The 23,186-nt window shown below is 72.4% G+C and carries 15 protein-coding genes; 5 read left to right on the forward strand and 10 right to left on the reverse strand.

Annotation, left to right across the window (positions count from 1 at the left end):
- Positions 1–47: 47 nt before the first annotated feature.
- Genes scpA through BJ981_RS09055 form a run of 5 tightly spaced genes read right to left on the reverse strand, consistent with a single transcriptional unit; the run spans position 48 to position 7,411 of the window.
- Positions 48–2,213, reverse strand: a complete 2,166-nt coding sequence (gene scpA / locus BJ981_RS09035) for a methylmalonyl-CoA mutase (RefSeq protein ID WP_184609830.1) — start codon at positions 2,211–2,213, stop codon at positions 48–50.
- The gene (locus BJ981_RS09040) at positions 2,210–3,925 is read right to left on the reverse strand and encodes a methylmalonyl-CoA mutase subunit beta (protein WP_239139813.1); all 1,716 of its coding nucleotides are present in this window, start codon (positions 3,923–3,925) and stop codon (positions 2,210–2,212) included. Before BJ981_RS09040 ends, scpA begins: the two co-directional genes overlap by 4 nt.
- A complete protein-coding gene (locus BJ981_RS09045; protein WP_184615847.1) occupies positions 3,922–5,676 on the reverse strand; it encodes an acetyl/propionyl/methylcrotonyl-CoA carboxylase subunit alpha in 1,755 nt (584 codons plus the stop codon). Before BJ981_RS09045 ends, BJ981_RS09040 begins: the two co-directional genes overlap by 4 nt.
- An 8-nt stretch (positions 5,677–5,684) precedes the next feature.
- Complete coding sequence (locus BJ981_RS09050) at positions 5,685–5,876, reverse strand: acyl-CoA carboxylase epsilon subunit (protein WP_184609832.1); 192 nt, start codon at positions 5,874–5,876, stop codon at positions 5,685–5,687.
- Positions 5,873–7,411 carry an acyl-CoA carboxylase subunit beta gene (locus BJ981_RS09055; protein ID WP_184609834.1) on the reverse strand — a complete coding sequence of 513 codons (1,539 nt, stop codon included), beginning with the start codon at positions 7,409–7,411 and terminating at the stop codon, positions 5,873–5,875. Before BJ981_RS09055 ends, BJ981_RS09050 begins: the two co-directional genes overlap by 4 nt.
- A gap of 84 nt (positions 7,412–7,495) precedes the next feature.
- On the opposite strand from BJ981_RS09055, the gene BJ981_RS09060 reads away from it, so the two are divergent.
- The 4 genes from BJ981_RS09060 to BJ981_RS09075 all read left to right on the forward strand — a co-directional run bounded on the left by BJ981_RS09060 (position 7,496) and on the right by BJ981_RS09075 (position 14,636).
- Complete coding sequence (locus BJ981_RS09060; protein ID WP_184609836.1) at positions 7,496–8,185, forward strand: TetR/AcrR family transcriptional regulator; 690 nt, start codon at positions 7,496–7,498, stop codon at positions 8,183–8,185.
- 171 nt (positions 8,186–8,356) lie between these two features.
- Entirely contained in the window at positions 8,357–9,619 is a 1,263-nt protein-coding gene (locus BJ981_RS09065; protein WP_184609837.1) for a KAP family P-loop NTPase fold protein, read from the forward strand.
- Positions 9,620–9,621: 2 nt separating this feature from the next.
- The gene (locus BJ981_RS09070) at positions 9,622–10,575 is read left to right on the forward strand and encodes a P-loop NTPase family protein (protein WP_184609839.1); all 954 of its coding nucleotides are present in this window, start codon (positions 9,622–9,624) and stop codon (positions 10,573–10,575) included.
- On the forward strand, positions 10,572–14,636 hold the full coding sequence (locus BJ981_RS09075; protein WP_184609841.1) for an NACHT domain-containing protein: 4,065 nt from the start codon (positions 10,572–10,574) through the stop codon (positions 14,634–14,636). The genes BJ981_RS09070 and BJ981_RS09075 overlap by 4 nt, the downstream gene beginning before the upstream one ends.
- A gap of 51 nt (positions 14,637–14,687) precedes the next feature.
- Here BJ981_RS09075 and BJ981_RS09080 read toward each other — a convergent pair whose 3' ends face one another.
- Positions 14,688–15,803 carry an FAD-dependent monooxygenase gene (locus tag BJ981_RS09080; RefSeq protein ID WP_184609843.1) on the reverse strand — a complete coding sequence of 372 codons (1,116 nt, stop codon included), beginning with the start codon at positions 15,801–15,803 and terminating at the stop codon, positions 14,688–14,690.
- Positions 15,804–15,894: 91 nt separating this feature from the next.
- Between BJ981_RS09080 and BJ981_RS09085 the strand changes: the two genes are divergently transcribed.
- On the forward strand, positions 15,895–16,908 hold the full coding sequence (locus tag BJ981_RS09085; protein WP_184609845.1) for a GntR family transcriptional regulator: 1,014 nt from the start codon (positions 15,895–15,897) through the stop codon (positions 16,906–16,908).
- On the opposite strand, the gene BJ981_RS09090 is transcribed toward BJ981_RS09085, so the two are convergent.
- From BJ981_RS09090 to BJ981_RS09105, 4 genes are read right to left on the reverse strand one after another with little or no spacing between them, the layout of a single operon-like run.
- Positions 16,865–17,950 carry an enolase C-terminal domain-like protein gene (locus BJ981_RS09090; RefSeq protein ID WP_184609847.1) on the reverse strand — a complete coding sequence of 362 codons (1,086 nt, stop codon included), beginning with the start codon at positions 17,948–17,950 and terminating at the stop codon, positions 16,865–16,867. The genes BJ981_RS09085 and BJ981_RS09090 overlap by 44 nt on opposite strands.
- A gap of 1 nt (position 17,951) precedes the next feature.
- Positions 17,952–21,047, reverse strand: coding sequence for an FAD-binding and (Fe-S)-binding domain-containing protein (locus BJ981_RS09095; protein ID WP_184609849.1), 3,096 nt, complete (start codon positions 21,045–21,047; stop codon positions 17,952–17,954).
- The gene (locus BJ981_RS09100; protein ID WP_184609851.1) at positions 21,044–22,810 is read right to left on the reverse strand and encodes a thiamine pyrophosphate-dependent enzyme; all 1,767 of its coding nucleotides are present in this window, start codon (positions 22,808–22,810) and stop codon (positions 21,044–21,046) included. Before BJ981_RS09100 ends, BJ981_RS09095 begins: the two co-directional genes overlap by 4 nt.
- On the reverse strand, positions 22,807–23,067 hold the full coding sequence (locus BJ981_RS09105) for a hypothetical protein (protein WP_184609852.1): 261 nt from the start codon (positions 23,065–23,067) through the stop codon (positions 22,807–22,809). The genes BJ981_RS09100 and BJ981_RS09105 overlap by 4 nt, the downstream gene beginning before the upstream one ends.
- Positions 23,068–23,186 lie beyond the last annotated feature (119 nt).

The raw sequence follows: 23,186 nt of genomic DNA on the forward strand, positions 1-23,186 counted from the left end.
CTCCGGAACGCCTGTCTCCGGAGCGCCGGGTTCTCCGGACCGGCGGATCAGACGCCGGCGGCGGCCGGGTGGCCGAGGCGGGTGGACAGGTCGCGGAGCAGGCGCAGCGCGGCGTCGGTGATGACGGTGCCGGGCGGGAAGACCTCCGCCACCCCGGCCGCGCGCAGGGCGGGCACGTCGCCGGGCGGGATGACACCGCCCGCGACGATCATGATGTCGTCGCGCCCGAGCGCGGCCAGCTCGTCGCGGAGCGCGGGCACCAGCGTCAGGTGCCCGGCCGCCTGCGAGGAGACCCCGGCGATGTGCGCGTCGGCCTCGACGGCCTGGCGGGCGACCTCGGCGGGGGTCTGGAACAGCGGGCCCACGTCCACGTCGAAGCCGAGGTCGGCGAAGGCGGTGGCGATCACCTTCTGCCCCCGGTCGTGCCCGTCCTGGCCCATCTTCGCGACCAGGATGCGCGGACGCCGCCCCTCGGCCGCGGCGAACGCGGCGCAGGCATCCCGGACCGCCGCGACGGCGCGGGAGGTGTCCGAGCCGTCCCCCATCTCGTCCCGGTAGACGCCGGTGATGGTGCGGACGTCGGCCTGGTGGCGGCCGAACACCTCCTCCAGCGCCGCGGAGATCTCCCCGACCGTGGCCCGCGCGCGGGCCGCGTCCACGGCCAGGGCCAGCAGGTTGCCGTCCCCCGTCGCGCCCCGCCCGAGCGCGTCCAGCGCCTCGCGTACGGCGGCGGGGTCGCGTTCGGCGCGCAGGCGGCGCAGCCGTTCCACCTGCGTGGCGCGGACGGCGGTGTTGTCCACCTTCAGCACCTCGACCTCGCTGTGCGCGTCGGTCCGGTACCGGTTGACCCCGATGACCGGCTGGGCGCCGGAGTCGATGCGGGCCTGGGCGCGGGCCGCCGCCTCCTCGATGCGCAGCTTGGGCAGCCCGGCCTCGATGGCCTTGGCCATGCCTCCGGCGTTCTCGACCTCGGTGATGTGCTCCCAGGCCCGGCGGGCGAGCCGGCTGGTGAGGGTTTCCACGTAGGACGAGCCGCCCCAGGGGTCGATCACGCGGGTGGTCCCCGACTCGTGCTGCAGGACGAGCTGGGTGTTGCGGGCGATGCGGGCGGAGAAGTCGGTGGGCAGGGCGAGCGCCTCGTCCAGGGCGTTGGTGTGCAGCGACTGGGTGTGTCCCTGGGTGGCGGCCATCGCCTCGACGCAGGTGCGCACCACGTTGTTGAACACGTCCTGGGCGGTGAGCGACCAGCCGGAGGTCTGGCAGTGGGTGCGCAGCGCCAGCGAGCGCGGGTCCTGTCCGCCCGCCTCGCGCACGATACGGCTCCACAGCAGGCGGGCGGCGCGCAGCTTGGCGACCTCCATGAAGAAGTTCATCCCGACGCACCAGAAGAACGACAGCCGCGGCGCGAAGGCGTCCACGTCCAGCCCGGCCGCCACCCCGGCCCGCAGGTACTCCAGGCCGTCGGCCAGGGTGTAGGCCAGCTCCAGGTCACAGGTGGCCCCGGCCTCCTGCAGGTGGTAGCCGGAGATGGAGATCGAGTTGAACTTCGGCATCCGCCGCGAGGTGTAGGCGAAGATGTCGGAGATGATCCGCATCGAGGGGCCGGGCGGGTAGATGTAGGTGTTGCGGACCATGAACTCCTTGAGGATGTCGTTCTGGATGGTCCCGGTCAGCTCCTCCGGCGCCACCCCCTGCTCCTCGGCCGCCACGATGTACAGCGCCAGGATCGGCAGCACGGCCCCGTTCATGGTCATCGACACCGACATCTCACCCAGCGGGATGCCGTCGAACAACCGCCGCATGTCGTAGATCGAGTCGATCGCCACCCCCGCCATGCCCACATCGCCCGCCACGCGCGGGTGGTCGGAGTCGTAGCCGCGGTGCGTGGCCAGGTCGAACGCCACCGACAGCCCCTTCTGCCCGGCCGCCAGATTGCGCCGGTAGAAGGCGTTGGACTCCTCCGCCGTGGAGAACCCCGCGTACTGGCGGATCGTCCAGGGACGGGTCACGTACATGGTGGGGTACGGCCCCCGCACGTACGGCGGAATGCCCGGATAGGTGTGCGGGTCGTAGTCCTCCGCTTCGAGGTCGGCGGGGGTGTGGACCGGCGGGACCGGGATGCCCTCGGGACTCTGCCAGGGGTCGCCGTGGGCCACCGGGGGCGCGTAGCGTGCCGCGCCGGTGAGACCGACGCCGCGGAAGTCGGGGATCACGCGGTCACCTCCAGGTCGGCGAGGGTCGTGCGGAGCACCTCGGGCACGTCGCACCCGGCGTGCAGGACGGCGTCCACGCCGTCGTGGCGGTCCCGCCCGGCCAGCCAGATCCTGGTCGCGCCCGCCGCGCGCAGCGCCGCCGCCGCCGCCGACGCCTGCTCGGCGTACCGGCGGTCGCCACCGCACAGGCAGGCCACCGGGGTGACGCGCGGGTCGAACTCCTCGGGCGTGCCGGTGACGGTCTCGATGCCGCCCGCGTGGAAGACGCCGGCGGCGAACGAGACCCGGGCGGCGTGCTCGCGCGCCGGGCCGAGGGTGGCGAGGAAGACGCGCGGCCGGACCGGGCGCGCGTCGGCCAGGTCGCGGAGGTCCTCGAACTCGCCCGCGTGGCGGATCCGGGGCAGGGCGCCCACGGGCGGGCGCGGGGGCGAGGCGGCCGGGCGCGGCGGCTGCGACAGGTCGGGGTAGTGGGTGACGCCGATGATCGGGGCGCGCCCGCGGGCGATGTCGCGCGCCCGGTCCGCGCGGACGGCGGCGATCCGCTCCGGCACCAGGCCCGAGGCGAGCGCCGCGGCCATGCCGCCCGCCTCCTCGATCTCCTGGAACCACTCCCAGGCGTGCCCGGCCAGGTCGGCGGTGCGGCGCTCGACGTACCAGGAGCCGCCCGCCGGGTCGGCCACCCGGGCCACGTGCGCCTCGTCGGTCAGCAGCGCGGAGGTGTTGCGGGCGACGCGCCGCGAGAAGGCGTCGGGCGCGCCGAGGGCGTCGTCGAAGGGCCGTACGGTCACGGCGTCGGCCCCGCCCACGCCCGCGGCGAAGCAGGCCAGAGTGGTGCGCAGGATGTTGGTGTGCGGGTCGTGGCGGGCCATCATGGCCGCCGAGGTGACCGCGTGCTGGAACTGGCCGGGCGGCCCGCCGCTCACCTCGGCCACCCGCGCCCACAGGACGCGGGCCGCGCGGAGCTTGGCGATCGTGGCGAACTGGTCGGCGGTGGCGGCGTAGCGGAACTCGACCTGGCCGAACGCCTCCTCGACGGTGAGGCCCGCGCCGGTGAGCGCGCGCAGGTAGGCCAGGCCGGTCGCGATCGAGCAGCCGAGCTCCTGCGCGTCGCCGGCCCCGGCCTCGTGGTAGGGGGTGGCGTCCGCGACGAGGGCGCGCATGCCGGGCGGTTCACAGGCGCGCGCCAGGGCGGCGGCGTCCGCCAGGTCGGCCGGCGTGCCGGTGCGGGCCTGGAGGCCCAGCGGGTCGGCGCCGAGACAGCCGCGCAGCGACGCGGGGGGCACGCCGCGCCGCTCGGCCAGCGCGCGCAGCGCCGCGGCGGCCTCGGCGGTGCGGGCGCCCGCGTCCAGCACGATCGGGGTCGTGTCCAGGGGCACGCCGGCGAGGGCCTGGGCCAGGTCCTCGGGGGCCACGGCCAGCCAGAGCGACCCGGCGCCGTTGTGCAGGTCGGCCAGGACGGCGTCGGGGTCGGCGAGTTCGTGCCGCGCCCGCACCTGCCAGGGACGGCCGGGCGCGCGGCCGTCGCCGGTGGCCGGCGGGAGGCCGGGCGCGTCGTCCGGCAGGTCCGCGGCGTCGTACAGGGGCGCGAGGGTGATGCCGTCGTAGGTCGTGGTGGCGAGCGCACGCTCCGGCTCGGCGGCGTCCCCGCCCGCCTTGCGCAGGACCTCCGCGGCCAGCTCGCGCCAGCGCTCCCGGGTCGCGGCCGGCGTCACGACCCGTCCTTGATCTCGCAGATCACCGCGCCCGCCGTCACCGTCGCGCCGACCTCGGCCGACAGGCCGGTCACGACGCCGTCCCGGTGGGCGGTCAGTGGTTGCTCCATCTTCATGGCCTCCAGGACGACGATGGTGTCCCCTGCGGCGACGGCGTCGCCGTCGGAGACCGCCACCTTGACGATGGTCCCCTGCATGGGGCTGACCAGGGCGTTCCCGCTCGCGGCCGGTTTGGCACCGCCGCGCCGCGACGTGCTCCCGACCGGGGCCGGCCGCCGGGCGGGGGCGGTGGCGGCGCCGACGGTGCCGGCGGGGAGCACGACCTCCAGGCGCTTGCCTCCCACCTCGACCGTGATCCGCTCCCGCTCCTGCGCCGCCGCGGCCTCGGCTTGGCCGTCGTAGGGGGCGATGGTGTTGTGGAACTCGGTCTCGATCCAGCGGGTGTGGACGGTGAACGGCTCGCCGGTGAAGGCGGGGTCGGTCACGACGGCCCGGTGGAAGGGCAGCGCGGTGGGCATGCCGTCGATCTCGAACTCGGCCAGGGCCCTGGCGGCGCGCCGCAGGGCCTCGGCGCGGGTGGCGCCGGTGACGATCAGCTTGGCGACCAGCGAGTCGAACGCGCCGGGCACGGTCTCGCCCTGCTCGTAGCCCGCGTCGAGGCGGACGCCGGGGCCGGAGGGCGCGCGCCAGCGGGTGATCGTGCCGGGGGCGGGCAGGAAGCCGCGGCCCGGGTCCTCGGCGTTGATCCGGAACTCGACGGAGTGGCCGCGCGACGGCGGGTCGTCGTAGCCGAGGGGCTCGCCCGCCGCGACGCGGAACATCTCCCGCACCAGGTCGATGCCGGTGACCTCCTCGGTGACCGGGTGCTCGACCTGCAGGCGGGTGTTGACCTCGAGGAACGACACGGTGCCGTCCTGACCGACGAGGAACTCGCACGTCCCCGCGCCGACGTAGCCGGCCTCGCGCAGGATCGCCTTGGACGACTCGCGCAGCCGCGCCTCCTGTTCCGCGGTCAGGAACGGGGCGGGGGCCTCCTCGACGAGCTTCTGGTGGCGGCGCTGCAGCGAGCAGTCGCGGGTGGAGACCACGACGACGCCGCCGTGCGCGTCGGCCAGGCACTGCGTCTCCACGTGCCGCGGCCTGTCGAGGTAGCGCTCCACGAAGCACTCGCCGCGGCCGAACGACACCACCGCCTCCCGCACGGCGCTGTCGTACAGGTCGGGGATCTCCTCCAGCGTGCGCGCGACCTTGAGCCCGCGCCCGCCGCCGCCGAACGCCGCCTTGATCGCGATGGGCAGCCCGTGCTCCTCGGCGAACGCGACGACCTCCGCCACGCCGGACACCGGGTCGGGGGTGCCCGCCACGAGCGGTGCGCCGACCTTCTGGGCGATGTGCCGCGCCTGGACCTTGTCGCCGAGCGCCGTGATCGCGTGCGGGGGCGGGCCGATCCAGGTCAGCCCGGCGTCGATGACGGCCTGGGCGAACGCGGCGTTCTCGGCGAGGAAGCCGTAGCCGGGGTGGACGGCGTCCGCGCCGGACCGCGCCGCGACGTCGATGATCTTCTCGATCGCCAGGTAGGTCTCCGCGGGCGTGTCGCCGCCGAGCGCGTACGCCTCGTCCGCCATGCGGGCGTGGGAGGCGTCCCGGTCGGGGTCGGCGTAGACCGCGACGCTGCCGATCCCGGCGTCCCGGCAGGCCCGGATGACGCGGACGGCGATCTCGCCGCGGTTGGCGACCAGCACCTTGCGCAGGCTCGTGCTCACAGGGACCTCCCAAGGTTCCATCGCGACTCCCGCCAGCCGCGGGGACCGGTCACGAGAGGACGGCGCAGCGCCGGCCGGGGGCGGGGCGCCGGGGGCGGCGGCGCGGGGGCGGCGGCCGTCGCGAGACGCAGGGCCACGACGAGGGCGGCGAGCTCCTCGGGCGTCGGGTCGCCGGTGACGACGTTCACAGCGGGATGTTCCCGTGCTTCTTGGGCGGCAGGGCGTCGCGCTTGCCGCGCAGCAGCCGCAGCGCCAGCGTGACCTCGCGGCGGGTCTCGCTCGGCCGGATCACCGCGTCCACGTAGCCGCGCTCGGCCGCCAGGTAGGGCGTGGCCAGCGTCTCCTCGTACTCGCGGATCAGCTCGGCCCGCAACGCGCCGGGGTCGTCGGCGGCGGCCAGGCGCTTGCGGTGCAGGATGTTCACCGCGCCCTGCGCGCCCATCACCGCGATCTGCGCGCTGGACCAGGCGAGGTTGACGTCCGCGCCCAGGTGCTTGGAGCCCATCACGTCGTAGGCGCCGCCGTAGGCCTTGCGGGTGATGACGGTGACGAGCGGGACGGTGGCCTCGCCGTAGGCGTACAGGAGCTTGGCGCCGCGCCGGATGATGCCGTTCCACTCCTGGTCGGTGCCGGGCAGGAAGCCGGGCACGTCCACCAGCGTGAGCACCGGGACGCTGAAGGCATCGCAGGTGCGGACGAACCGGGCGGCCTTCTCCGAGGCGTCGATGTCCAGCGTGCCGGCCATCCGCATCGGCTGGTTGGCCACGACGCCGACGGGACGGCCCTCGATCCGGCCGAACCCGACGACGATGTTGGGCGCGAACAGCGCCTGCACCTCAAGGAACTCGCCGTCGTCCAGCAGCGCGGCGATCACGTCGTGCATGTCGTAGGGCTGGTTCGGCGAGTCGGGCACCAGCTCGTCCAGCGCGAGGTCGCCGGCGGACGGCTCCAGGTCGGCCTCGAAGACCGGGTGCGGCGGCTCGTCGAGGTTGTTGTCGGGCAGGTACGACAGCAGCGCCCGCGTGTAGTCCAGCGCGTCGTCCTCGTCGTGGGCGAGGTAGTGGGCGACGCCGCTGCGGCTGTTGTGCACCCGTCCGCCGCCCAGCTCTTCGAACGTGACGTCCTCGCCGGTCACGGTCTTGATCACGTCCGGGCCCGTCACGAACATGTGGGACGAGGAGTCCACCATGATCGTGAAGTCGGTGAGCGCGGGCGAGTAGACGTGGCCGCCCGCGCAGGCGCCCATGACCAGGGAGATCTGCGGGATCACGCCCGAGGCGCGGATGTTGCGGCGGAAGATCTCGCCGTACATGCCGAGCGAGACCACGCCCTCCTGGATGCGCGCCCCCGCCCCTTCGTTGATGCCGATGATCGGGCAGCCGTTGCGCACGGCCAGGTCCATGACCTTGCAGATCTTCTGGCCGTACACCTCGCCGAGGCTGCCGCCCGCGACCGTGAAGTCCTGGGCGAACACGCACACCCGGCGGCCGTGGATCGTGCCGTGCCCGGTGACCACGCCGTCGCCGTAGACGAGCGATCCCTTGGCCAGGGCGTCCAGTTCCACGAAGGTGCCCGCGTCCAGCAGGCGTTCGATGCGCTCGCGCGCGGTGAGCCTGCCCTTGGCGTGCTGCTTCGCCGTCGCGCGGGCCTCGGCGGCGTGGACCGCCTCGTCGAGGCGCTCCTTCAAGCGGGCGAGGCCGTCCGCGGTGCCGTGCAGGGTCATCCACCACCTCGATAGGACTAAGTTCCGTTTTGACGGTACTCAGTACCATGACGGATGGCAACCCCGGAGGGGAGAATGACCCACGTGTCCATACCGCCCATCCGCCGGCGCCTCGCCGAGGCCGCCGTGGCGCTGTTCGACGAGAACGGCTACGACGCGACCACGGTCGACGACATCGCGGCCCGCGCGGGGGTGAGCCGCAGCACGTTCTTCCGCTACCACCGCTCGAAGGACGACGCGATCTTCCCCGACCACGACGAGCTGCTGGCCAGGATCGACGCCCGGCTGCGCGCCTCCACCGCCGAGACCGCGATCGTGGCCATCACCGACGCCGTCCGCATCGTGCTCGCCCACTACGTCGACGACGCCGAGGTCTCGCTGCGCCGCTACCGCCTCGTCCGCCGGGTGCCCGCGCTGCGCGACCGCGAGATCGCCAGCGTGGCCCGCTACCAGCGCCTGTTCCGCGAGTTCGTCGGCGAGTGGCTCGGCGCCTCCCCCGACGCCGGCCTGCGCGCCGAACTCATGGCCGCCTCCGTCGTCACCGCCCACAACCAGGTGCTCCGCGGCTGGCTCCGCGCCGGCGGCACCTACGACCCCTCGACCCCCCTCGACCACGCCCTCGGCTACGTCATCGCCACCTTCCGCCACCTGGAACAACCCCAGGAGAAGAGCGACGAGATCGTCGTCGCCGCCTTCCCCCGCTCCGCCACCCCCCAGGCCGTGATGACCGCCATCCAGCAGCACCTCGAATCCGGCGGGAGAGGCTCGTCCTGAACAACAGAAACGGCGTTTCCGAAAAACCCTCACCTCCATAAAGCCCGCGGTGGATCGATACACAAAGATCCGCGTGTACGGCATGCGCCAGAATTACGGGAAAATACCGCGAGAGGGCACGCTCTCCGGCACAGTAATCGGCACACACTGGTCCATGGCGAGGAGTCGGGAATGGCGACTGAACGGCTGCTGGTTTCCGACGCTCCGGTAGGACGCGATCTCGATCGGCTCGACCTGCGCCGGTATGTGGGACCGCTCGCCGAGGTGATCGTGAGCGAGGGCACCGACACGCCGTTCACGATCGGCGTGTTCGGGCCGTGGGGCAGCGGGAAGTCGAGCCTGCTGCGGATGGTGGGCGAGGCGCTGGACGCCGACCATCCGGAACGTACCGTGCGGGTGGAGTTCAACCCGTGGGTGCATCGCAAAGAGCCGAACATGCTGCTGCCATTGCTGCACACACTCCAGGACACCCTGGCACGGGACGCCAAGGCCCGGTTCGGGGACACCGTACGGCGGCTGAGCAGCGTGATCAGTACCTTGACCACCAACATCCTGCTCGGGCGGGTGTCCGGGGGCGCGATACAGCTCGACGACATCAAAAGCGCGTCAGAGGAGTATTCCAAGGCGCACGGAGAAGTCGAGAGTGAGATGCGCAACCTGCGCTCGACTCTCCAGTCGGAGGCCGACCGTCTGGCGGCCAAGGACGTGCGCCTGGTCATCATGGTCGACGACCTCGACCGGTGTGAGCCGGACGAGATCATCGATCTCCTGGAGTCGCTGAAGCTGTTCTTCGATCTGAGGAACGTGTTCGTGGTGCTGGCCATCGCCAAGGATGTGGTCGACCGCGGAGTGGCCCTCAAGTACCGGGAGTTCAACTTCGGAGCCGACAAGGTCATTGAGATCGGCAACGACTATTTAGATAAAATCATCCAGTTACCGCTCTACCTGTCCGCTTTCGAGGAATCCGCGATAGGCGCGTTCCTGCACGGCCTCGACCTGCCGCGTGAGCTGGTTCCCCATATCGATCTTCTCAAGGAAATCGTCTACCCCAACCCCCGGCACATCAAGCGGGTGCTCAACCTGGCCGCCTTCACGAACGTCGTCGCCCGGAACACGGCCGACCTGCCGGAGTTCCGCCTCGACCTGCTGCTCCGGCTCATCGTGATCCGCATCCAGAGCCCCTCCCTCTACAAGGCGATCAAGGCCGGCCCGTCGCTGCTCGTCGATCTGGAGAGCGTCTACCAGGGCACGCTCTACCCCACCGACGCCAACCGCTTCGTCCGCCGCCACGGCACCACACGCGCCGTGGCGGCCCAGGAGGCGGTCGTCCGCTTCCACCACGCCGAGCCCTACTACGAAGCCCTCTTCGCCGGTTCCGCCTTCGCAGCGATCGAGCCCCATCTGCGCGAGTACATGTCCTTGCTCGGCGACTGACCATGGCAGCGCAGGGAACCGCCTATGACGTCTACGGCCTGACGGGCAACCCCTACACGGTCACGCCGCTCACGCCCCTGGCGATCCCTCCCGACGCCCGGATGCCTCTGGGCCTCGATGGGTTCTTCGACCCGCGGGCGCTGGACGACTACCTGGAGGACGTGGTCGCCGACGGCCGGCCGGCGTTCGTCGTGGTCTCGGGACGGGACTTCACCGGCCGCACGTCGATGGCGCGCTGCGTCCTGGACCACTACCGCAGAAAGCGCGGGCTCGGAGACCGGTTCGTGGTCGCCGAGGTGAACCTGAACACCTTCGACGCCTTCGAACTTCTCAGCCACGCGCTGGGCCGCCTCAGAAGGGGCAGCGTCAAGATGGGCGTTCCGCTGGGCACGGATCTCGACAGGCGGCTGAGCCAGGTGAGCGAGTCTCCCCGGCCGGGTTTCCTGCTGCGGTTCCAGGAGTTGGCCGAAGATCTGGAGACGGCGCTCACGGCGCCGGACACGCCCCGCCACGGGTTCGGAGTGCTCATCGAAGGTCTGATGGACGTGTCCATGCTGGGCGCGGCGCACGAGGTCTTCGGCGACGTTCCCTGTGTCGTGGTCTTCACCCACCAAGCCGGCGAGCATGCCAAGACGGCGCCGCTCCACGGCCTCACCGCGGACGACGCCCACCTGCTTCACCTGCACCCCCTCGGGAGCAGGCAGGTCAGGCTGCTGGCCGAGGGACGCTGGGCGCAGGCGACCACCGAGCACCCCTGCCCATTCGACGGGCCCGGCCTGGAGTCGGTGTTCAGCACCGAACTGCCGATCAAGCTGGTGCTGAAACGGCTCGCGCGCCTGCTGCAGTACCGGCTGAACACGGCCGGGCGCGAGGCTGCCGACGCCGAGAAGTTGAAGATGTCCTACGCGTGGCTGGTCGAAACGGGGCGGCTGCTGAGCGAATGGAACGGCCGATGACCACGCCGCGGAATCCCTTCTCGGCACACGGCACCTCCAGCATGGAAGAGCACGTCATGGACTCGGCGCTGCTGGCGTGGACGTCCACGACGCCGACCGCCGGTCTGCCCGCGGCGCGCCGGCTCGCGCGACTGGTGGACCGATATCTCTCCGACGCCGGACGGCGCGGCTCGGCGGTGTTCCTCCACGGGGACCACGGATCGGGCAAGACCCACGCCGTCCGATACGCCCTAAGCCGGCACCTGGCGGACGGCAACGGCGCCATCCGGTTGTACGCGAAGGCGGAGACCGTCGATCTCCTCTCGGTCTATCAGCGGCTGATGAGCCAGCTCAGCCGGCCGCTCCTGCGGGAGCTCACGGTGCGATTCCGCGGAGTGCTCGCCGTCGACAGGGCGAAAGGCACGCCGGAGGAATCCGTCCTGATCGACGCGGCGCGTCGTGATCCCGAACAGGTGCCCGCGCTCTATCGGGAGATGCTCGTCGAGCCGGGCGCGGTGCTGGAGGCCCAGGCCGACCACCTCGCCAGGGTCGCCGATGACGGCGCCGACTTCGAACGCGCGCTCGACGCCCTCCTCGACCCGAATCTCGAACAGGCCGCCTACGACTGGCTCGTCGGCCGTGACATCGCTCTGGCCACCGCCAGCAGGCTCGGCGTCGAAGGCCCGATCCTCGACAGCGCCCGCTGCCGCTTCGGGCTGCAACTCCTCGCCGCGATGTGCTCCGTCGTCGGCCGCCCTCTGATCATCGTGATCGACCAGTGCGAACGCCTGATCCTGCGCCACGGCGGCCGTCCGCACACCGCGAACCTCGGCCTGCTCCACTCCTTGGTCGAGCGTGTCCCCGCCGAGCGGGGAATGCTGATACTGATCGGCAGCGAGTCCGCCTGGGACGCCCTGCCCCCCGACCTGGCACAGCGCTTCGGGCCGTTCGTCCTCGCCACCTCCGCGCTCACTCTCGCCGAGGCGGAGAAACTCCTCGGCGTCTACTTCGCCGCCGCCCCCGGCGTCCCGCGCCTCGACCGCGAGGCGATCGCCCATCTGCTTCAGGTGAGCGGTGGCAACCATCGCCGCCTTCTGCAGCTCTGCTGGGAGATGTACAACCGGACCGGCGCGACCGGTGGGCCGGAGCTCACCCCGGCGACGAGGGACAGCGCCGGCCCGGCGGTCGAAGCCGAGCTGCGCGGCGCGGGACTGGAGTACACCCGCCAGGAAGGGCGGGACGGCATCGTCGAGTACACCGTGGCCGGGCGGGCCGGATCCGGCTTTCTCGTCAAGGTGGTGGAGGCGCTCTTCGACGCCCCGTCCGCGCGCGCGGCGCTGGGCCCCGACGCCCCTCCGGCGCACACCATCGTCGTGGTGCTCAACTATGCCAGTCCCGAAGCTGTAGGGGCCCTTGACGCCGTCGTCGACGCCGTCGTCGTCTTCCGGGGACCGGAGGACCGTGCCCGCCTGGCCCGGGCACTCCCCCGGGCCGTACCCACCGCGGACGAGGCGAAGCCGCGCAGGACCAGGCGGCTCGGTTTCCTGTCCGGTGCGACGGTGGGGCTCGTGGCGAGCCTGGGGGTCGGAGCGCTCGCGAATTTCATGAGCTCTTCTTCGAGCGCCATCGCCCGCCTCGGCATCATAGTCGGGTTGCTCGCGGCGGCCCTGGGGGCGGAACAGGCCCTCCTGTGGGTGGGACGGTACAGACGGACGCGGAGGTACTTCACTCGGCTTCGCGCCTCGCTCTCCTATGTGGAGAACTACGGACTGATCACGCAGGGTGAGTTCGCCCTCGAATCGAGCCAGGTGTTCGTGGACGTGCGCTTGCGCCGCCTCGCCGGGCCTCTCGATCCCGAGGTCGCCGCCACGGACGCGCCGGCGACGCACGAGGTGTCTCTGCGGGATCTGGTCGTCCGGCGGCGCAGTGGCGTCATCGTCGTGCTCGGGGGACCGGGAAGCGGCAAGACGACGCTGCTGCGGCAGATCGTCCTCGACCTGATCCGGCCCCGTGTGTCCGGTCTTCCCCGTGGTCGCCTACCGATGCTGCTCTCCTTGCGCGACCAGGCGCCGATGATCCTCCGGCACGACGCGCCGTCCCTGCCCGCTCTCATGGCGTCGGCCGGCGATCTGGACCGGGAGCTGTGCGAACGACACCTGTCCCGGGATCGCGCCGTCCTGCTGTTCGACGGGCTGGACGAGGTCGCGGAGGAGGAGGACCGCCGAAGGCTGGTCGACTGGATAAGTGGCCAGGTGGCCAGGTACCCCGGGAACCTGTTCGTCCTCACCTCGCGGCCGGCCGGATACGCGTCCAACCCGCTGCCGTCCGCCGAGGTCGTGGGGACGCGCCCCTGGGACGCCGACGAAATGTCGGCCTTCCTGCGCCGGTGGTACCGGGCCGTCGAGATCCGGGCGCACGACCGTTCCGGCCGCGAGGTGCTGGCCCGGGCCGACGCCGCCGCGGACGGCCTGATCACCCGGCTTCTGGCGGCGCCGTCCCTCGCCACCCTGGCCGCCTCTCCGCTGTTGCTGACGATGATCGCCAACGTCCATCGATACCGAGCGGCCCTGCCCGGGTCGCGGGCCGCCCTGTACGCCGAGATGTGCGCACTCCTGCTGTACCGACGGCAGGAGGGTAAGAACCTGGGCGATCCGACGGGTCTCCGGGGTTCGCAGAAGGAGCAGGTCATCCAGAGCCTGGCTCTGCACATGATGCGGGAACGTCTCGCCTCGGTGTCCGCCGGGGTCGCGGCGGCGGTGATCCGCCGGCCGCTGGACAGGGTCTCGGGCGCGGAGATCGGCGCGGAGGACTTCCTCAGGGAGATGGGAAGAGCGGGACTGCTCCTCGAACCGGCGCCGGACGTCTACACCTTCGCCCACTTCACCCTGCAGGAGTATCTGGCCGCGGCCGCGATCCGCCAGGATCCGGCACTCGTTCATCTGCTCCTCGACGGGGTGGACGATCCCTGGTGGCGGGAGACCACGCTCATCTGGGCCGCGAGCGGGGACGCCACACCCGTCATCGAGAGATGCATGGCGGTGGCCACGGTCCCCGCCCTGAGCCTGGCGTTCGCCTGCGCGGACGAGGCGTCGCAGGTGGAGCCGGCCGTGCGGACGCGGCTCGGCGAGCTGCTCACGAGCGAGGTCTCCGATGACCCGGAGCGGCGGCGTCTGCTGAGCGCCGTCCTCGTCGACCGTGAGCTCGGCGAGCGGATCCGGCTAGACGAGGGAACCGTCCTGTGCTTACGGCCGGTGAGCCGGCGCCTGTACCGCAGGTTCGTGGACGAGCACACGCGACAGGGCAGGCACTTCGCCGATCCCGAGCCCGGTGGCGGAGCCGCCACCGGCATGTGGAGCACCGATGCCCAGCGATTCGTCGGATGGGTGAACGCGCTGTCGGACGCCTCACCGCGGTTCCGCCTGCCGACCCGGCGCGAGGTCTCCTCGGTCGTCGACTCCGTCATCGCGCAGTTGGTTGGAAATGCGACGATCTGGATGACCTACGACGTCAACCGTCCCGCACTGTGGGGCGCCAGGGGAACGCCATGGCCGTACGGGCCCGGCCCTGACCTCGGCGCGACGCTCGGCGACCTCTTGCTGCCGCACCTGAGGCCCCTTTGGGAGGGAACCTCGCATCTCTCCCCCACGCCCCTGGACGCGGCGCTCCGGACGGTGATCGCGGCCTGGACCGCCGAGACGCCGGGCACGGCGACGCCCGCGTCCTTCGGGGAATTCGCCGAGTCCCGCCTGCGCGAGGCGCTCGGCCGCGAGCGACCGGCCGAAGACCCCGTCGCGGTGCTCGAAACCCTCGACGCCCCTGGCGAGCCGGCGGTCGCGTCCGCGCTGAAGCTGATCCGGCCCGTGCTGGACCGGTCGGTTCCTTTCAGCGAGGAACGCGTCGCGCTCGCCGTGGCGGACCTGCTGCCGCTGTCACTGTCGGTCCCCTCGCGTACTCCGGCCGCGCGCGACCTGGCGCGAGTGATCGTCGCGCTCGTGACGCTGGTCCAGCGGCACAGAGGGGGATTTCAGCCGAACGAAGTACTCCTGCTGGCGGTCTCCGAAGCGGCGGACGGCCAGAGGTGACCGGGGCGGCGCGGCGATCAGGACGTGCCGCCGTCACCTCGCGCCGACCGGTCAGGGGAGTTCGATCGCGTTCTTGACGCGGTCCATCGGGCTCTCTCCGGTGGGGTTCTCCTCCATGTGCTTGCGGTTCTCCTCGATGAGGGACTGGTTGAGGGCGGCGAAGGGGCGCATGCGGGACTCGTAGGCGGCGAAGGCGGTCTCGTGGTCGGACCTTGCCAGTTCGGCGGCCAGGACGTAGGCGCCGATCAGCGCCAGGCTCGTTCCCTGGCCGGACAGCGGGGAGGCGCAGTAGCCCGCGTCGCCGAGGAGCGTCACCCGGCCGGACGACCAGCGGTCCATGTGGACCTGGGCCATCGAGTCGAAGTAGAAGTCCGGGGCGTCCCACATCGCCTTCAGCAGCCGGGGCACCTCCCAGCGGGCGTGCGCGCAGCGGTCGGCGACGAGCCGCTTCTGCGCCTCGACGTCGCGGTGGTCGTACTCGATCGGCTCCGGGGACTCGAAGCCCAGGTTGACGCGGAGCTCGGTGTTGCCGCGCACCGGGTAGACGGCGCCGCCCACCGGCCCGTCGTTGAACCAGGTCTGCCAGTCCTCCAGGCCGAGGTAGTTGTCCATCGAGAAGATCGACACGTACATCCCGAGGTGGCGGACGAACTCTCGCTCGGGGCCGAAGGCGAGCCTGCGCACGGTCGAGTGCAGGCCGTCCGCGCCGACGACCAGGTCGAAGGCGCGCGGCGCCGACCGCTCGAAGGTGACGCGCACGCCGTGCCCGTCCTGGTCGAGCGTGGCGATGGAGTCGCCGTAGACGTACTCGACGTCGTCGCGCGTCCTGTCGTGGATGAGGCGGCTCAGGTCCTCACGGAGCAGCTCCACGTCGTCGCCGCCGAGACGGCCGCTGGACAGCGCCATCTCGGTGGACCGCCACAGCTCGTTGCCGTCGCCGTCCAGCATGGACATGCCCTTCATGTGGGTACGGTGGCGCCGCACGTCGGCGAGGATCCCCATGCGGTCGGCGACCGTGAGCGCGGCGCCGCGCACGTCGATCGCCTGGCCGCCGGCACGCGGGGCGGGGGCGCGCTCGACCACGGTGACGGCGAAGCCGTGCCGGCGGAGCAGGTAGGCGAGGGCGGGGCCGGCGACGCTGGCGCCGGAGATCAGCACTGAAGTCATGGTCCATTGGTATTCCAGGTGAGGCCCGATCACCCAACTGTGCTAGAACAGATCCGGCCTTTCCCCCTGCAATCTGTACTAGGACAGTTCCGTGGACCATCCCTACCTGCGCATCGCGGCCGAGCTCCGGCGGCGCATCAGGACCGGCGAGCTCGTGCCCGGCGACCGGGCGCCCTCCACCCGCGCGCTCGCCCGCGACTTCGGGGTCGCGGCGGCCACCGCGGTGCGGGCGCTCGCCGTGCTCAAGGACGAGGGCCTGCTGGAGGCGCGGCCGAGGTCGGGCACCGTGGTGGCGGCCACGCTGAGCAGGCCGCGGCGGCGCGGCGGGGTGGCGGAGCTGACCCGGGAACGGATCGTACGCGAGGGGATCGCGACCGCGGACGCCGAAGGGCTCGGCGCGGTGACCATCCGCGCGGTCGCCGCCCGGCTCGGCGTGGCCGCCACGGCCATCTACCGGCACGTGCGGGGCAGGGACGAGCTGGTCAGGACGATGGCGGACCTGGCCTACAGCGAGGAACGCTACACGGCCGTCCCGCTCGGCAGGCGCGAGCGGCTGGAGACGGTGGCGCGGACGCTGTGGCGCACCTACCGCCGGCATCCGTGGCTGCCCCATCTGGCCCCCCTCAGCCGGCCCCTGCCGCTGCCGGGCCTGCTCCAGCACGGCGAGCAGATGCTGCGCGCGCTCGACGGCCTCGGCCTGGCCCCCTCGGACATGCTGTCCATCGAGGTGCTGATCTACGGGTACGTGCAGGGGTTCGCCGTCCACCTGGAGCGGGAGACCCAGGCGATGGCCGCCACCGGGCTGTCCGGGGACCAGTGGATGGGCACCCAGGAGAGGGCGATGAACGCCCTCATCGCCTCCGGCCGGGCCCCCTTGTTCACCGGCCTCATGAGAGGTCTCGACGCGAAAGGCTACGACTTCGACCTCGACACGCTCTTCGAGTTCGGCCTCCGGGTGCTTCTCGACGGCCTGGCCATCGGGGGCGACACCGAGGACGCCCTGGGGCACGACGGGCCGAGACCCGCGGACGTGCCGCCGGCGCCCGAGGTCCCGTCCTCGGTCAGGCCACGCGCCAGCGCTCCGCGTCGGCCTCCTTCAGCGTGAGCCCGTTGCCGGGCTCGCCGGACGGGACGCGCACCTCGCCGCCCTCCGGCGAGCGGGTCCCGTCGAACAGCATGCCCTCCACGCGCACGTGATCGTGGAACCATTCCAGGTGGCGCAGGTTCGGGACGGCGGCGGTGACGGCGAGGTGCTGGTGCGGGGCGCAGTGGCCCGACACGTCCAGGCCGTGGGCGGCGGCCACTGCGGCGGCGCGCAGGAACTCGCTGATCCCGCCGCAGCGGGTCACGTCGATCTGCTGGCAGTCCACGAACGGGGCCATGCGCCCGAAGTAGGCGAGGTCGTAGCCGTACTCCCCGGCGGCCACGTCGGCGTCCACCGCGTCGCGGACCACGCCGAGGCCCTGGAGGTCGTCGGAGGAGACCGGTTCCTCGAACCACCGGACGTCCAGGTCGGCGGCGCGTCTCATCACGCGGACGGCCTGCTTGCGCGTGTAGCCGCCGTTGGCGTCCACGAACAGCTCGGCCCGGTCGCCGATGGTCCTGCGGGCGTCGGCCATCCGCCGCAGGTCACGTCCCGGCGCCCGGCCCCACGACTGCGCGATCTTGATCTTCACGCGGGGGATGCCCTGCTCCTGGGCCCAGTGCGCCAGCTGGTGGTGCAGCCGCTCCTCGTCGTAGGTCGTGAACCCGCCGCTGCCGTAGACGGGCACGGCGGGGCGCGCCGTGCCGAGCAGGCCCGCCAGCGGCAGGCCGTGGCGGCGCGCCTTGAGGTCCCACAGGGCGCAGTCGGCCGCGGAAAGCGCCATCCCCGCGATGCCGGGACGGCCGGCGTTGCGCACCTGCCGTGCCATCGCCGTCCACGCGCCGGGAACGTCGTCGGGGTCCAGGGCGCCGACCGCCGGCGCCAGCAGCTCGGCCACGACCGCGGCCGTCGCGGCGGGTCCGTACGTCCAGCCGAGGCCGGCGGCCCGGCCGTCGGAGGCGTGGACGATCACGATGGTCGTGCTCGACCAGGCGAGGGTGCCGTCCGCCTCGGGGCCGTCCGTGGGGATCCGGTACGCGCGCGCGGTCAGCTCGATCGCCATGTCAGCCCCGCAGGACGCGCCTGACCCCGAGCGCCAGCCCCGCGGCGATCGCCGCCGCCGCTCCCGCGGACGCCAGGGCGCGCGCCGCCACGGACGGACGCCTCGGCCGTGCGGCGAAGGTCTCTTCCGGGCGGGGCGAGCCGCCCTGGTCGCCGCGCAGCCCGGCCCGCAGGAGCTGGGCGAGGTGGACGGCCGTGCGGCCGTTCGCGTCGCTCTGTTCGAGCTGGGTCCGGCAGCTGAACCCGTCGGCGAGGATCACGGCCGACGGGTCGGCGTCCCGGACCGCGGGCAGCAGGACCCGCTCCGCGCACGCCTCGGACACCTCGTAGTGCCCGCGCTCGAACCCGAAGTTCCCCGCCAGCCCGCAGCACCCGGAGTCGAGCACGTGGGCGTCCACGCCCGCCGCGCGCAGCAGCGCCTCGTCGGCCCCGTGCTGGAGGATCGCGTGCTGGTGGCAGTGCACCTGGACGAGCGCCGACCGGGGCACCCGGGGAGGCCGCCACCCCGGGGTGTGGTCGTGCAGGAGCTCGGCCAGGGTCACCGTCTGCCGGCTCAGCCGCTGGACGTCCTCGTCGTCGGGGAACAGCTCCGGCGCGTCGCCCCTGAGGACGGCCGCGCAGCTCGGCTCCAGCACGACCACCGGAAGACCGGCCTGGATGGCGGGCCTCAGCTCGGCGAGGGTGCGGCGCAGCACCCGCTTGGCGGTGACGAGCTGGCCGGTGGAGATCCACGTCAGGCCGCAGCAGAGGGCACGGCGCGGCACCCGGACGCGCCACCCTGCCGACTCCATGACCTCGACGGCGGCGTCGGCGACGTCGGTGTGGAAGTGGTTGCTGAAGGTGTCCGGCCACAGGAGCACCTCGCCGCGCGTCCCGTCGCCTCCCGGCCGGCGGCGGGCGAACCGGTCCTGGAAGGTCCGCGGCGCGAACAGCGGCGGCTCGCGCCGCCGGTCGACGCCCGCGGCGGCCTTGCCGAGCCGGCCCAGGATCGGGGCGTGGGCCAGGACGTTGACCAGGCGCGGGGCACGGGCGGCGAGGGCGGCCCAGACGGGCAGCCATCCCATGGAGTAGTGGGCGCGGGGCCGCAGGCGTCCCGCGAAGTGGTGGGACAGGAACTCGGCCTTGTAGGTGGCCATGTCGACGTTCACCGGGCAGTCGGACTTGCATCCCTTGCAGGCCAGGCACAGGTCGAGCGCCTCGTGCACGGCCTCGGACCGCCAGCCCTCCGTCACCGCGCCGCCCCGCGCCGACCCGTCCAGCATCTCGAACAGCAGCCGGGCCCGGCCGCGGGTGGAGTGCTCCTCCGCGCGGGTGACCATGTACGAGGGGCACATGACGCCGCCGTGCTCGCGGCGGCACTTCCCCACCCCGACGCAGCGCAGCACCGCGCGCCCGAAGCTTCCCTCGTCGTCGGGGTACTTGAAGTGGGTCGCCACGTCGCCGTGGTTGTAGTCGACGCCCAGGCGCAGGAAGCCGTCCAGAGGGTAGGGCTTCACGACCTTGCCCGGGTTCATCCGGTCGCCGGGGTCGAAGATCGTCTTGAGTCGCCCGAAGGCGTGGACCAGTTCCTCGCCGAACATCTTGGGCAGCAGCTCGCCGCGCGCCTGCCCGTCGCCGTGCTCCCCGGAGAGCGAACCGCCGTAGGAGACGACGAGGTCGGCGGCCTCCTCCATGAACGAGCGGAACCTGGCCACGCCGGCGGCGGTGGTCATCTCGAACGGGATGCGGGTGTGCACGCAGCCCTGCCCGAAGTGCCCGTACAACGACGCCTGCTGGTAGCCGTACCGCTCGTAGATCGCCCGCAGGTCGCGCAGGTAGTCGCCGAGCCGGTCCGGCGCGACGGCCGAGTCCTCCCATCCGGGCCAGGTGTCGGCGAGCCCGGGGACGCGCGCGGTGGCGCCGAGCCCGGACTCGCGGATGAGCCACATCTCCTCTTCGAGCCGTTCGTCGTCGAAGTATCCGACGCCGGAGCCGTCACGGCTCTTGCCGAGGTCGCCCAGCATCGCGTCGGCCGCCCGGTCGGCGTCGTCCTTGTCCTCGCCGCCCATCTGCACGAGCAGCCACGCGCCACCCGGGGGGAGCTTGGACACGGCCTCGGGATTGAGGTGCTTCATCCGCTCGAAGTTGATGAGCTTGTCGTCGATGCCCTCCAGCGCGATGGGCTTGTGAGGAAGGATCGCCGGGACGGCGTCCGCGGCCGCCGCGATGTCGGGATAGGCGATGTAGATCATCGTGCGCGCCTTGACGACGGGCACGAGCATGAGCCTGGCCCGCAGGACGACCACGAGGGTCCCCTCGGAGCCGACCAGGGCCCGGCCGACGTTGAAGCGGCGTTCCGGCAGGAGGCTGTCGAGGTTGTAGCCGGAGACGCGCCGCGGGATGTCGGGATAGCGCGTGCGGATCTGCTCCAGGTGGGCGTCGCGGAGCTCGCGCAGCCGCGCGTAGATCTCCGCCCGGCGGCCCCCCTGCCGCTGGATCGCCGCGTACTCCTCCTCGCCGGTCTCGCCGACCCACATGCGGGTGCCGTCGTAGAGCAGCACCTCCATCTCGACGAGGTTGTCCACGACCTTGCCGGTCCGCTGGGCCGTGGAGCCGCACGAGTTGTTGCCGATCATCCCGCCGATCGTGCAGTGGTCGTGCGTGGCGGGCCTCGGGCCGAACTCCAGCCCGTACCGGCCGAGCCGCGCGTTGAGCGTGTCCAGGACGATGCCGGGCTCGACCAGGCAGGTCCTGTTATCGGGGTCGACGTCCAGCAGCCGGTGGCAGTGCTTGGACCAGTCCAGCACGACCGCGGTGTTGGCGCACTCCCCCGCCAGGCTGGTCCCTCCGCCGCGGGACAGCAGCGGGGCCCCGTGCGCCCGGCAGACCGTCACCGCCGCGACGGCCGCCTCGACGGTGCGGGGGCACACCACCCCGAGGGGGATCTGCCGGTAGTTGGACGCGTCGGTGGAGTAGGCGCCGCGCATGGTGGCGTCGAACCGCACCTCGCCGTGTACGGCGGCCTCCAGGTCGCGCCGCAGCGCCGCCACGTCGACCGGGGCCGCGGGCGCGGGACGGCGTCCGGTCAGGCCCGGAGCGCGCTCGGTGACGGCGCTCATGACCGCAGCTCGCTGATCTTGTCGCGGGCGACCGTGGCGAGGATGGCGGCCTTGTGCGGCTGGCCGCGCAGGAACGCCTCGGTGAAGGCCTTGGCCTGCTCGTACTTGACCTTGCCCGGCATCGGCGGCTCGTTCGGGTTCACGTCGCAGTCCACCAGCGCGGGCCCCGGGTGGGCGAACGCCCGCCGGATCGCGTCCGGCAGGTCCCCCGGCTCCTTCACCTTGGCGCCGAACGCGCCGCACCCGCGCGCCCAGGACGAGAAGTCGGCCTCCGGCTGCCGGTGGCGCACGGCGTACTCGGGATAGCCGAGGATGATCTGCTCCCAGAGGATCTGCCCGTAGGAGTTGTTGTTGTTGATCACGACCTTGATGGGCAGCTCGTGCCGCACGGCGGTCAGGAAGTCGGCCATCAGCATCGCGAACCCGCCGTCTCCCACGAACGCGATGACCTGCCGGCCGGGGAAGGCGTGCTGGACGGCGATCGCGTACGGCAGCCCCGGCGCCATGGTGGCGAGGTTGCCCGACAGGTAGAACTCCCGGCCGCCGCGTATCGTCCAGTGCCGCGCCGCCCAGGTGGCGATGGTCCCGGAGTCGCAGGTGAGAACGGCGTCGTCGCCGGCGGCCTCGTCGACGCACGAGATGAGGTACTGCGGGGCGATCGGGTCGCGGGACGGGTTCTGCAGCGCCTTCATGTCCGCCCGCCAGGCGTCCATCTTGCGCTGGTACTTGGTCAGGAACGACCGGTCGGAGGCGGGTTCCAGCATGGGCAGGAGCTGCTGGAGCGCCAGTTTGGCGTCCGCCGCGACCGGCGCCTCGGTCGGCCGCCTCATGCCGACCAGGCTGGGCTCGTCGTCGATCTGCACCACCCGCGCCTGGCCGTCGGGCGGCAGGTACTTCCCGTACGGGAACGAGGTGCCGACCATGAGCAGGGTGTCGCACTCCTCCATCAGCTCCTCGCTGGGCGCGGTGCCCAGCAGGCCGAGGCCGCCCGTGGTCAGCGGGTGGTCGTCCGGCACCACGAGCTTGCCGGGGAGGGTCTTCACGATGGGGCTGGCCAGCCGCTCCGCCACCGCCAGCACCTCCCCGCGCGCGTGCCGGGCGCCGACGCCGACGAGCATCGCGACGCGCTCGCCCGCCCTCAGCACCTCCGCCGCCCGCGCCAGGTCCTCCTCGGCGGGCCGCAGCGGCGGCCGCGAGAAGGTGGGCAGGCTGTCCGGCGGGCTGCCGGGGCCGACGTGCCGGTAGGGGTCCTCGGTCACGGCCGCGACCTGGACGTCGTTGGGGAAGGTCAGGTGGGACACCGTGCGCCGCGACAGCGCGGTCCGCACGGCGAGGTCGACCACCCCGGGAAGCTGCCGCGGGTTGGTGATCATCAGGTTGTAGCCCGCGACGTCCTGGTAGAGCCGGTCGAGGTGGACCTCCTGCTGGTAGTACGTGCCGAGGACCGACGTCTCCTGCATCCCGGTCAGCGCCAGGACGGGCACGTGGTCGAGCTTGGCGTCGTACAGGCCGTTGAGCAGGTGGATGGCGCCGGGTCCCGAGGTGGCGGCGCACACGCCGAGCCTGCCGGTCGCCTTGGCGTAGCCGGTCGCCATGAAGGCGGCCGCCTCCTCGTGGTGCACGAGGACGAAGCGGAGTTTCTCGCGTTGGCGGCGGAAACCCTCCATCAGGCCGTTGATGCCGTCGCCGGGGAGACCGAAGATCGTGTCGACTCCCCACTCCACCAGGCGCCTGGCCAGGCTCTCTCCGACGATTTCCTTCACGCTCGGCCTCCTGAGATCCGTTCCCCGGCCCGCTCGGCCGGGCCGGGGCGGCGGGCCGCCGCCCGGTGCGCGCGACGCCGGCCGAGCACGTAGGCCAGCGCGATCCCGGCGCCGAGGACGGAGGTCCTCGGCGAGACGAGGGACGACCTGAGGCGCCGCAGCCCGCCCTTGGGGTCGGCGACGGCGCCCGTGACACCGCCGATCGCCGACACCAGGGCGTCGTCGGCGTTCTTCAGCCAGGTGTGCTGATCGATCATGATGGACTCCGGCCTGGCGCGTCCCCGCCGGTCGGCCGCCGGGCGGAGGAACGCGCACCCGATCCGCGATCTCTTGTCCTGTCCGCTGTCGTGCTTCGCGGTGTCCAGCGACCCATTCG

The sequence above is a fragment of the Sphaerisporangium krabiense genome (assembly GCF_014200435.1).
In the GTDB taxonomy this organism is placed as follows: domain Bacteria; phylum Actinomycetota; class Actinomycetes; order Streptosporangiales; family Streptosporangiaceae; genus Sphaerisporangium; species Sphaerisporangium krabiense.

What these genes read in the sequence shown, in the direction of transcription:
- BJ981_RS09055 (WP_184609834.1), bottom strand. Translation starts at nt 7,411, where the DNA reads ATGACCCTGCACGGCACCGCGGACGGCCTCGCCCGCTTGAAGGAGCGC.
- BJ981_RS09065 (WP_184609837.1), top strand. Translation starts at nt 8,357, where the DNA reads ATGGCGACTGAACGGCTGCTGGTTTCCGACGCTCCGGTAGGACGCGAT.
- BJ981_RS09070 (WP_184609839.1), top strand. Translation starts at nt 9,622, where the DNA reads ATGGCAGCGCAGGGAACCGCCTATGACGTCTACGGCCTGACGGGCAAC.
- BJ981_RS09075 (WP_184609841.1), top strand. Translation starts at nt 10,572, where the DNA reads ATGACCACGCCGCGGAATCCCTTCTCGGCACACGGCACCTCCAGCATG.
- BJ981_RS09080 (WP_184609843.1), bottom strand. Translation starts at nt 15,803, where the DNA reads ATGACTTCAGTGCTGATCTCCGGCGCCAGCGTCGCCGGCCCCGCCCTC.
- BJ981_RS09090 (WP_184609847.1), bottom strand. Translation starts at nt 17,950, where the DNA reads ATGGCGATCGAGCTGACCGCGCGCGCGTACCGGATCCCCACGGACGGC.
- BJ981_RS09095 (WP_184609849.1), bottom strand. Translation starts at nt 21,047, where the DNA reads ATGAGCGCCGTCACCGAGCGCGCTCCGGGCCTGACCGGACGCCGTCCC.
- BJ981_RS09105 (WP_184609852.1), bottom strand. Translation starts at nt 23,067, where the DNA reads ATGATCGATCAGCACACCTGGCTGAAGAACGCCGACGACGCCCTGGTG.